The following is a 12,226-nucleotide window of genomic DNA, read 5'->3' as shown; positions in this document are numbered from 1 at the left end:
CGCGCGACGACCGCTGAGGGCCGGGTGAAACCTCATGGTGAACGTGAATGAAGAGAAGCTGGTCGAGTATCTCAAGCGCGTTTCCGCGGATCTGCACGATACGCGCCTGCGTCTGCGTGAGGTGGAGGAGCGATACCAGGAGCCGATCGCGGTCGTGAGCATCGCCTGCCGGTTCCCGGGCGGGGTGAACACGCCCGAGGACCTGTGGCGCCTGGTCGCGGGCGGTGTCGACGCCATCGGGGACTTCCCCACCGACCGCGGCTGGGACCTCGACAGCCTCTATCACCCGGACCCGGACCACCCCGGCACCACCTATGTCCGCCGGGGCGGGTTCCTCTACGACGCCGACCGTTTCGACCCGCGGTTCTTCGGCATCAGCCCGCGCGAGGCGCTCGCCACCAGCCCCCAGCAGCGACTGTTGCTGGAAACCGCCTGGGAGGCGTGCGAACGGGCGGGAATCGACCCGGTGTCCCTCAAGGGCTCCCGTACGGGCGTCTACGCCGGGACGGCCACCACCGGCGGCACCACATCGGGTGACCTTCCGCAGAAGGGATCCGAGGGATACGCGGGCAACGCACCCAGTCTGCTGTCGGGCCGGGTGTCGTACACCCTCGGCCTGGAGGGACCGGCCGTCACGGTGGAGACGGCCTGCTCGTCCTCCCTGGTCGCGATCCATCTGGCCTGCCAGGCGCTGCGGCAGGAGGAGTGCGCCCTGGCCCTGGCCGGCGGGGTGACGGTGATGACCACCCCCGAGGTGTTCACCGGCTTCTCCCGGCAGCGCGGGCTGTCCCCGGACGGGCGGTGCAAGGCGTTCTCGGCGAACGCCGACGGAACGGGATGGGGCGAAGGCGTCGGTCTGGTGCTGCTGGAGCGGCTGTCCGACGCCCGGCGCAACGGTCATCGGGTACTCGCGGTCGTCCGGGGCTCGGCCATCAACCAGGACGGCGCCAGCAACGGCTTCACCGCGCCGAACGGCCCCTCCCAGCAGCGAGTCATCCGCCAGGCACTCGCCAGCGCCCGGCTCGCCCCGTCCGAGGTGGACGCGGTGGAAGCGCACGGTACGGGCACCAAGCTGGGCGACCCGATCGAAGCCGACGCGCTGATCGCCACATACGGCCGGGACCGGCCGGAGGACCGGCCGCTGTGGCTCGGCTCGCTGAAGTCCAACATCGGGCATACGCAGGGCGCGGCAGGGGTGGCCGGTGTCATCAAGATGGTGATGGCCCTGCGGCACGGCGTGCTCCCGGCCACCCTCCATGCCGAGGAGCTGACACCCCATGTGGAGTGGGACGGCGGCGGTGTACGGCTGCTGACCGAGCCGGTGGAGTGGCCGAACGGTGAGCGCCCGCGCCGGGCCGGTGTGTCGTCCTTCGGGATCAGCGGCACCAATGCGCATGTGATTGTGGAGCAGGCTCCTGAGGAGGATGTGGCGGCGGTGTCGTCTGTGGTGGGTGGGGTGGTGCCGTGGGTGGTGTCGGGGCGGAGTGCGGAGGCGTTGCGGGGGCAGGCTGCGGCGTTGGCTGAGCGGGTGGGGGGCGCGTCTGAGCTGTCGCCCGTCGATGTGGGGTGGTCGTTGGTCACCACGCGGTCGGTGTTTGAGCATCGGGCGGTGGTGGTGGGGGATGACCGCGCGGAGTTGGTGGCGGCCGTGGAGGCGTTGGCGGGGGATGCGTCGCATCCGGGTGTGGTGCGGTCGGGTGCGGCGGCGCTGACCGGGGACGTCGGTCCGGTATTGGTCTTCCCCGGTCAGGGTTCGCAGTGGGTGGGGATGGGTGCGGAGCTGCTTGGGGTGTCGCCGGTGTTCGCGGCGCGGGTGGCGGAGTGTGAGCGGGCGCTGGCGCCCTACGTGGACTGGTCGCTCACGGATGTGCTGCGCGGTGCGGAGGATGCGGCGGATCTGGCGCGGGTGGATGTGGTGCAGCCGGTGTTGTGGGCGGTGATGGTGTCGTTGGCGGCGGTGTGGGCCGGATATGGCGTACGTCCTGCGGCGGTGGTGGGTCATAGTCAGGGTGAGATCGCGGCTGCTGTTGTCGCGGGTGCGCTGTCGTTGGAGGACGGTGCGAAGGTTGTGGCGTTGCGGAGCAAGGCGTTGCGGCGGTTGGCTGGTGGTGGGGCGATGGCGTCGCTCGGTGTGGGTGAGGAGCGGGCGGGGCAACTGCTGTCCGACCTGGGAGACCAGGCCGTTGGCGTAGGCGTGGCAGCGGTGAACGGCCCTTCCTCCACGGTGGTGTCGGGTCCGCCGGAGCAGGTGGCCGCTGTCGTGGCCGCGTGCCAGGACGCGGGGGAGCGGGCGCGGCTGATCGAAGTGGACTATGCCTCGCACGGACCTCAAGTTGAGGGGATCCGCGATGAGTTGATGCGGGTGCTGGAGGGCATCCGTCCGCTCGATGCCTCCGGCTCGGGGACGGCCTTCTACTCGACCGTGACTGGCGGCCGCGCCGTCACCACCGACTTGGACGCCGCCTACTGGGTGACCAATCTCCGTGAGCGTGTGCGGTTCACCGATGCCGTTCAGGCGCTTCTGGCGGACGGGCATCGGGTGTTCATCGAGGCCAGCACCCACCCCGTGCTCACCCTCGGCCTCCAGGAGACCTTCGAGGAAGCCGAGATCCCGGCCGTTACCGTGCCCACCCTGCGTCGCGATCACGGCGGCCAGGCTCAGCTTCTCCACTCGCTCGGCCAGGCGTTCACCGCCGGGGTCGACGTCGACTGGAAGGCCGCGTTCCCGGGTGACCCCACCCCTCGTATGGTCGATCTGCCCACGTACGCCTTCCAGCGCCAGCGGTACTGGGCCACCGCCACCGGCGGGGTCGGTGATGTGGGTGCCGCGGGGTTGCAGCGGGTGGAGCATCCGTTGTTGCGGGCAGCGGTGGGTCTCGCCGATGGCGGGCTGGTGCTGACCGGACGGGTGTCGGCCACCGGCGGTGACGGCTGGCTCGGTGACCATGTGGTGGCCGGAGCGTCGCTGATGCCGGGTGCGGCGTTGGTGGAGTGGGCGTTGCGGGCGGCCGATGAGGCGGGCTGTGGCGGCATCGAGGAACTGGCGCTGCACATGCCGTTGGTGCTGCCGGAGTCGGGTGGGCTGCGGGTGCAGATCGTGGTGGGCGGGGCCGCCGAGGACGGGCGGCGCGAGGTGCGGGTGCACTCCCGGCCCGACCGCGATGCCGGGCCCGGCGCCGATCCGGACTGGGTGACCCACGCGGAGGGCGTCCTGACCCCGTCAGCGGCGTCTGCCGCGCCGAGCGCGGCCGAGGAGCCGGTGGGAGTCTGGCCTCCCGAGGGCGCGAAGCCCATGGACGTCGAGAACTTCTACGAGCACGCCGCGGCGGTCGGCTATGCGTACGGGCCGTCGTTCCAAGGGGTGCGCGCTGTGTGGCGGGACGGTGCGGACCTGCTGGCCGAGGTGGCGCTGCCCGAGGCGGCCGGGGACGCGGAGGGGTTCGGCATCCATCCGGCGCTGCTCGACGCCGCCCTGCATCCCATGCTGCTCGCCGCCGACATCGAGTCGGCCGACGATGGGGGGATGCGGCTGCCGTTCGCCTGGAACGGTGTGTCGTTGTGGGCCACGGAGGCGACCACCGTCCGGGTCCGGCTCTCGCCCCATCAGGACGGTACGGCGGGTGAGCGCGGGTTGAGGGTGGTCGTGGCCGATGCCATGGGCGCCCCGGTGCTCACGGTCGAATCGCTGACGATGCGCCCCGCCGACCCCCGTCAGCTGCGATCCATGGGCGGACATGGCGTCGATGGGCTGTTCACGCTGGACTGGATCCCGATGCCCGACGCGCCGGACGCGGATGCCTCCGACACCATGGGTTGGGCCGTACTGGGCGAGGACGCGCTGCACCTGGCCGGGAAGCCCGGACCCCTCGGCAGGGGAGTGGTGTGCCATCCGGGTCTCGAAGCGCTGGTCGCCGCGCTCGACGACGGCACGCCACCTCCCGCGTTCGCCGTCACCTACCTGCCCGCCGACGGTGGTTCCGCGGAGGCCGGAGCCGTGGCCAGGGCGGCTGATGGCTTGGCGGCCGTCGGCCATGCGCTGGAGTTGGCGCAGGGGTGGCTGGCCGAACCCCGGCTGGCCGATGCCCGGTTGGTGGTGGTGACACGCGGCGCGGTGTCGACCGGCGACCCTGACGTAGGCGGGGATTCCGGCGACGGAGAGCCGAACGCGGCCGCCGCGGGGCTGTGGGGTCTGCTGCGGAGTGCGCAGGCGGAGCATCCGGACCGGTTCGTCCTCCTCGACCTCCACCAGGCCACCGATCCGACCGCGGATGAGGTGGCGGATGCCGTGGTCCGTGCCGTACGCGCGGATGAGCCACAGGTGGCGCTGCGCACCGGACGGCTGCTGGTGCCCCGGCTGATGCGCGCGCGTGTCACCGACACTGCCGACGAGACGGACTCCGGCGGGCTGACCCCCGCTGGGCTCGACCCGGACGGCACGGTGCTGATCACCGGTGGTACGGGTCTGCTGGGCGGTCTGGTGGCCGAGCATCTCGTACGTACGTGGCAGGTCAAGCATCTGGTCCTGGTCAGCCGACGTGGCTCGGACGCGCCCGGCGCACCGGAGTTGGCCGAGCAGCTGCGCGACCTGGGCGCACAGGTGCGGATCGCGGCAGTGGATGTCACGGACGCCGACGCGGTGGCGGACGCCGTGGCCGGTGTCGACTCGGCACATCCGCTGACCGGTGTCATTCATGCGGCGGGGCTGCTGGATGACGCGGTGGTCACCTCGCAGACGCGGGAACAGGTGGCGCGGGTGTGGGCGGCGAAGGCCACGGCGGCCGCACATCTGCACACCGCCACGGCGGATCTTCCGCTCCGCATGTTTGTGATGTTCTCCTCGGCCGCCGGAGTCGTGGGCAACGCGGGTCAGGCCGGATACGCGGCGGCCAACGCCTTTGTCGACGCACTGGTTGCCCATCGACGGGCGCTGGGGCTGCACGGGATTTCCCTCGCTTGGGGGCTGTGGGCGCAGGCCAGCGAGATGACCGGGCATGTGGGTCAGGCGGATCTGACGCGGCTGCGCGGAATGAGGCCGTTGGCGTCCGAGCGCGGGCTGGCCCTGCTGGATGCCGCGTGCCGGTGCGCGAACCCGCTGATGGTGGCCGTGGACTTCGACCCGGCCGGGGTGGCTGGTGAGGATCTTCCGGCGGTGTTGCGGGGGTTGGTGTCGGGCCGTGTTCGGCGGCGGGCGGCGGAGGGTGGTGCGTCGGCTTCGGGGTTGGTGGCTGAGTTGGTGGGGTTGGATGCGGCGGGTCGGTTGGGTGTGGTGGTGGATGTGGTGCGGGGTGGTGTGGCGGCGGTGTTGGGGTTTGGTTCGTTGGGTGAGGTGCGGGTGGATGCGGCGTTCAAGGAGTTGGGTTTTGATTCGTTGACGGCGGTGGAGTTGCGTAATCGGTTGTCGGTGGTGACGGGGTTGCGGTTGCCGGCGACGTTGGTGTTCGACTATCCGACGCCTCGGGTGTTGGCGGAGTATCTGTGCACTCGGCTGACCGGCGAGACCGCGGGCTCAAGTGCTCCCCTCGCCACGAGGGCCGACGCGGACGATCCGATCGCGATCATCGGCATGACCTGCCGTTTCCCGGGAGGCGCGAACTCGCCGGAGGAGCTGTGGGACCTGGTCGCCTCGGGGAAGGACGTGATCGGGGAGTTTCCCACCGGCCGGGGCTGGGACCTGGACGGACTGTTCCATCCGGACCCCGATCACCCGGGCACCAGCTATGCCAACGAGGGTGCCTTCCTCCATGACGCCGACGCCTTCGATGCGGCGTTCTTCGGGATCAATCCGCGGGAGGCGCTGGCGACGGATCCGCAGCAGCGGTTGCTGTTGGAGGCGTCGTGGGAGGTGCTGGAGCGGGCTGGGATCGATCCGGTGTCGTTGAAGGGGAGCCCGACCGGGGTCTACGCGGGCGTGATGTACCACGACTATGCCGCCGGGCTCAGCGGCGGTGGCTCGGATGTGAAGCTCGAGGGCTATGCGATGCTCGCGGGTTCGGGCAGTGTGGTCTCGGGTCGGGTGGCGTACACGCTGGGGTTCGAGGGTCCGGCGGTGACGGTGGATACGGCGTGTTCGTCGTCGCTGGTGGCGATGCATCTGGCGGCGCAGGCGTTGCGGCAGGGGGAGTGCACCCTGGCCCTCGCCGGTGGCGTCACGGTGATGGCCACCCCGGATGTCTTCACCGGTTTCTCCCGTCAGCGCGGCTTGGCCCCCGATGGCCGCTGCAAGCCCTTCGCGGCGGCGGCCGATGGCACCGGCTGGGGCGAGGGCGTAGGCGTTCTGCTGCTGGAGCGGCTGTCGGACGCCCGCCGCAACGGCCACGACGTCCTGGCGGTGATCCGTGGTTCGGCGGTCAACCAGGACGGCGCGTCCAATGGGTTGACGGCGCCGAACGGTCCGTCGCAGCAGCGGGTGATCCGCCAGGCCCTGGCGAGCGCCGGGCTGTCGGCATCGGATGTCGATGCGGTGGAGGCGCACGGTACGGGTACGACGCTGGGCGATCCGATCGAGGCGCAGGCGCTCCTGGCCACGTACGGTCAGGAACGCCCCGCCGAGCGGCCGCTGCTGCTGGGCTCGATCAAGTCCAACATCGGGCATACGCAGGCGGCGGCGGGTGTCGCCGGTGTCATCAAGATGGTGCAGGCCATGCGCCATGGAATGCTGCCCGCCTCGTTGCACATCGATGAGCCGAGCCCGCATGTGGACTGGGGGAGCGGTGCGGTGCGGCTGCTGACCGAGCCGGTGGAGTGGCCGAACGGCGAGCGACCGCGCCGGGCCGGTGTGTCCTCGTTCGGCGCCTCCGGCACCAACGCCCATGTGATCCTCGAACAGGCTCCTGTGGCGGACCGGCCGGAGGCCGAGGCAGTCCCCTCCGACATGGGCACGGTCGCGTGGGTGCTTTCCGCGCGGAGCGCGGAGGCGCTGCGCGGCCAGGCCGCCGCCCTGGCCGAGCGGGTGGGCGGCGCGTCCGAGCTCTCGCCCGTCGATGTGGGGTGGTCGTTGGTCACCACGCGGTCGGTGTTTGAGCATCGGGCGGTGGTGGTGGGCGATGACCGCGTGGAGCTGTTGGCCGCCGTGGAGGCGTTGGCGGGGGATGCGTCGCATCCGGGTGTGGTGCGGTCGGGTGCGGCGGCGCTGACGGGAGACGTCGGCCCGGTGCTGGTCTTCCCCGGTCAGGGTTCGCAGTGGGTGGGGATGGGTGCGGAGCTGCTTGGGGTGTCGCCGGTGTTCGCGGCGCGGGTGGCGGAGTGTGAGCGGGCGCTGGCGCCCTACGTGGACTGGTCGCTCACGGATGTGCTGCGCGGTGCGGAGGATGCGGCGGATCTGGCGCGGGTGGATGTGGTGCAGCCGGTGTTGTGGGCGGTGATGGTGTCGTTGGCTGCGGTGTGGGCCGGATATGGCGTACGTGCTGCGGCGGTGGTGGGCCACAGCCAGGGTGAGATTGCGGCGGCTGTGGTTGCTGGTGTGCTGTCGTTGGAGGACGGGGCCAGGGTTGTGGCGTTGCGGAGTAAGGCGTTGCGGCAGCTGGCCGGTGGTGGGGCGATGGCGTCGCTTGGTGTGGGTGAGGAGCGGGCGGGGCAGCTGCTGTCCGACCTGGGGGGCCAGGCCGGGGGCGTAGGCGTGGCAGCGGTGAACGGCCCTTCCTCCACGGTGGTGTCGGGTCCGCCGGAGCAGGTGGCCGCTGTCGTGGCCGCGTGCCAGGACGCGGGGGAGCGGGCCCGGTTGATCGAGGTGGACTATGCCTCGCACGGACCTCAAGTGGACCAGATCCGCGATGAGTTGATGCGGATGCTGGAGGGCATCCGTCCGCTCGATGCGTCCGGTTCGGGCACGGCGTTCTACTCGACCGTGGCCGGTGGCCGGGTCGACGGCTCCGTCCTGGATACGGACTACTGGGTACGGAATCTTCGTGAGCGGGTGCGGTTCACCGATGCCGTTCAGGCGCTCCTGGCGGACGGGCATCGGGTGTTCATCGAGGCCAGCACCCATCCCGTACTCACCCTCGGTCTCCAGGAGACTTTCGAGGAGGCCGAGCTCCCGGCCGTTACCGTGCCTACCCTGCGCCGTGATCACGGCGGCCTAGCCCAGCTCCTCCACTCGCTCGGCCAGGCGTTCACCGCCGGGGTCGACGTCGACTGGACCACCCTGTACCCGAGCTCCCCGGCCCCCCGCGTGGTCGCCCTGCCCACCTACGCGTTCCAGCGCGAGCGCTACTGGCTCGACGGCCACGGCGGACGCGCCGGCGACCCGGCCGACCTGGGGCTGGTCTCCGCCGGGCATCCGCTGCTTGGCGCCGCTGTGGAGCTCGCCGATGGCCGTGGCCATGTGCTGACGGGCCGGATTTCGGCGCGTACGCACACATGGCTGGGTGAGCATGTGGTGGCGGACGCGGTGTTGGTCCCCGGCGCTGCGCTGGCCGAGTGGGTGCTGCGGGCGGCCGATGAGGTCGGCTGTGGCGGTGTGGACGAGCTGGCGCTGCATGTGCCACTCGTCTTGCCGCCGTCGGGCGGGCTGCGGGTGCAGGTCGTCGTGGGCGAGGCCGCCGAGGACGGGCGCCGTGACGCGCGGGTGTACTCCCGGCCCGCCGCCGGTGAAGGAGACTCCGGCGCGGGCTGGATCTGCCATGCGGAGGGTGTGCTGAGCCCGCCCCCGGACCGTTCCCACGAGGCGCCGGGGCTGGGCGGGGCGTGGCCTCCGGCCGGTGCGGCACCGCTCGGCGTCGACGGGTTCTACGACCGGGTCGCGGCCTCGGGCTATGCCTACGGGCCGTCCTTCCAGGGGCTGCGGGCCGTGTGGCGGGACGGGTCCGACGTATGCGCGGAGGTGGTCCTGCCAGAAGCCGCCGGGGAGCAGACCGGATTCGGCATCCACCCGGCGCTGCTGGACGCCGCGTTGCATCCCGCGCTGCTGATCGACCAGCTCGACACGCACGATGACACCGGGACGAACGGCGACGAACCCACCGATGGCCGGGTCTGGCTGCCATTCGCCTGGAACGGTGTGACGTTGTGGGCGGCCGGCGCGACCACGGTCCGGGTACGCCTCTCTCCCCACCAGGAGACCGCCGAGGGCGAGCGCGCACTGCGGCTGACCGTGGCCGACGCCGTCGGCGCTCCGGTGCTGACCGTCGACTCCGTGGCGATGCGGCCCGCGAGCGTCGATCAGCTGCGGGCGGCGGTGGCCCCCACTAGCCACGCCACGGACAGCCTGTTCACCGTCGAGTGGACCCCCCTGCCGCTCGCGGCCGGGGCCGGGGCCGGAGAGGCGGCGGCCGGGGACGGTGGCTGGGCGGTCCTGGGCGCCGGTGGCCACGCGGATCCGGCCGCGCTCGTCGCGGCCCTCGCCGACGACGAGCCCGTACCGCCCGTCGTTCTCGCCGATATGACTGATATGGCCGACGTGGCCGACCTGACTGACCTGACCGACCCGGCCGACCTGACCAAGCCCACCCGTGAGGGCGCCGAGGAGGCGTCGGCCAAGGCGCAGTCGACGACCGAACGGGCGTTGGAGCTGGTACGGGGCTGGCTGGTCGAACCACGGCTGGCGGATGCCCGGTTGGTCGTGGTCACGCGTGGCGCGGTCGCGGTCGATGGACCCGAGAGCACTGCCCGGGTGGACCTGGCCGCGGCCGCCGTATGGGGCCTCGTACGCAGCGCACAGTCGGAGCACCCCGGACGCTTCGTCCTCCTCGACCGCGACGATGAGTCCGGCCCCCGAGTCGACTCCCGAGTCAACCCCCAAGCCGACTCCCAAGCCGCCCCCCTCACCGACGCCGTCCGCGTCGCCGTGGCGCGCGCCGTGGAGATGGACGAGCCCCAACTGGCCCTGCGCGCGGGCCGGGCCCTCGTGCCCCGCCTGGTCCATGCCGGTACCGGCGGCGCGGGGCTGGTGGGCCCCGTGGCGCAGCCGGAGGCATGGCGGCTGGACACGGCGGGCACGGCCACCCTGGAGAACGTCGTACCGGTGCCCTGCCCCGAGGTGCTGGAGCCGCTGGGCGCGGGCCAGGTGCGGATCGCCGTACGCGCCGCCGGTGTCAACTTCCGTGATGTCGTGGTCAGTCTGGGCATGGTGCCCGGCCAGACCGGACTCGGCGGAGAGGGCGCCGGAGTCGTGGTGGACATCGGCCCCGAGGTGACCCACGTGTCCGTGGGCGACCGCGTCATGGGCGTCCTCGACCAGTCGTTCGGACCGCTCGCGGTCACCGACGCGCGGTTGCTGGCGCCGATCCCGGACGGCTGGAGCTTCCGGCAGGCGGCGGCCGTACCGGTGGCCTATCTGACCGCCTGGTACGGACTAACGGACCTCGCCGGGCTGCGCCCCGGGGAGTCGGTGCTGATCCATGCCGCGACCGGTGGCGTGGGAACGGCCGCCGTACGGATGGCACGGCACCTGGGCGCGGAGGTCTACGCGACGGCGAGCCCGGCGAAGCACGGGGTGCTGGAGGCGATGGGCATCGATGCGGACCACCGGGCCTCGTCGCGCGATCTTGACTTCGAGGAGGCGTTCCGCGAGGCCACCGGCGGCCGGGGCGTCGATGTCGTGCTCAACAGCCTCGCAGGCCCCTTCGTCGGTGCCTCGCTCAGGCTCCTCCGCGAAGGCGGCCGGTTGCTGGAGATGGGCAAGACCGACATCCGCGACCCGGAGCTGATCGCGGCCGAGCACCCCGGGGTGACGTATCGGGCCTACGACTTGATCACCCACGCCGGTCCGGACCGCATCGGCGAAATGCTCCGCGAACTGGGCGAGTTGTTCGCATCCGGTGCGCTTGAGCCGCCCCCGGTCCACGCATGGCCGCTCAGCCGGGCGCGTGAGGCGCTGCGCCACCTCAGCCAGGCCAAGCACACCGGCAAGCTGGTCCTGGACGTCCCCGCCCCGGTGGACCCGGACGGCACCGTGCTCATCACCGGCGGCACCGGCACCCTCGGCGCTCTGGTGGCCGAACATCTCGTCCGCACCTGGAACATCCGCCATCTGCTGCTGGTGAGCCGCGGCGGCCCCGAGGCGCCAGGGGCGAAGGAACTGGTGGCCCGGCTCGCCGACCTGGGCGCCGAGGCCCGGATCGAGGCGGTGGACGTCACCGACGGCGCCGCGGTGCACGACCTGGTCGCGGGCGTCGACCCGGCGCACCCCCTGACCGGTGTCGTCCACGCGGCGGGCGTACTGGACGACGCGGTGGTCACCTCGCAGACCCCGGAGCGGCTGGCGCGGGTGTGGGGGCCCAAGGCCACGGCCGCGGCCCATCTCCACGCCGCCACCGCGCGGCTGCGGCTCGGCATGTTCGTGATGTTCTCCTCGGCCGCAGGCGTGCTGGGCAGCCCGGGCCAGGCCAACTACGCGGCGGCCAACGCCTATTGCGACGCCCTGGCCGTCCACCGCCAGGCCATGGGCCTCCCGGCCGTATCGGTGGCCTGGGGCCTGTGGGCCGACGCGAGCGGTATGACCGGGCACCTGGACGAGGCGGACCTGGCCAGGATGTCCCGCTCCGGCATCGCCGCCCTGTCCGGGGCGCGGGCGCTGGGGCTGATGGACGCCGCATGCTGGCACGGCGCCCCGCAGCCCGCGGCCGTACAACTGGACCTCCGGACCCTGGCCGCCCGGCCCGCTGACACCCTGCCCGCCCTGCTGCGCACGCTCCTCGACAGCGGGACGACCCCCCGTCGTACCGCCGCCACCGGGGCGCCCGCCGCCGGTCTGGTCACCCGGCTCACGGCGGTGCCCGCCGAGGAGCAGCACCGGATCCTGCTCACGCTCGTGCGCACGCAGGCCGCGGCGGTGCTGGGGCACACCGACGCCGGGGCGGTGTCCGGTGACACCCCGTTCAAGGACCTGGGCTTCGACTCACTGACCGGTGTCGAACTGCGCAACCGGCTCGCCGCCGCCACCGGGTTGCGGCTGCCCGCCACCGTCGTCTTCAGGCATCCGACGCCCTCGGCCATCGCCGCCGAATTGCGCGAGCAGCTGTGCCCCGCACAGCCGGACACCTCCGCGCCCGCCTTCGACGAGCTGGAGCGGCTGGAGGCGGCGATGGCGGGGCTCGGCGCCCACGACGAGGCCCGCGGCCGGCTGGCGAAGCGCCTGGAGGCGCTGCTGTGGCGGCTCAACGACGGCACACCGGCCGAGGCCACCGGCGAGCACCGCCCCGCCGCGGACGACGGCGCCCTCGACTCCGCGTCGGACGACGAGTTGTTCGAGTTCATCGACAGGGAACTGCCCTCTTGATCGTGAGTGAGG

Annotated in this window: 1 protein-coding gene; it reads left to right on the top strand. The window is 72.2% G+C overall.

Annotated features, from left to right (window positions below; genetic code table 11):
* The first annotated feature begins 34 nt into the window (after window positions 1-34).
* Entirely contained in the window at window positions 35-12,214 is a 12,180-nt protein-coding gene (locus ACT2CW_RS05340) for an SDR family NAD(P)-dependent oxidoreductase (protein WP_445515710.1), read from the top strand.
* Window positions 12,215-12,226 lie beyond the last annotated feature (12 nt).

The sequence above is a fragment of the Streptomyces sp. NEAU-174 genome (assembly GCF_052665095.1).
The sequence above is the reverse complement of the archived record's forward strand: the minus strand, read 5'-3'. Positions and strand labels throughout refer to the sequence as shown.

Bases quoted from the DNA above. Each gene is read 5' to 3' on its own strand.
- ACT2CW_RS05340 (WP_445515710.1), top strand. From the start codon at position 35: ATGGTGAACGTGAATGAAGAGAAGCTGGTCGAGTATCTCAAGCGCGTT.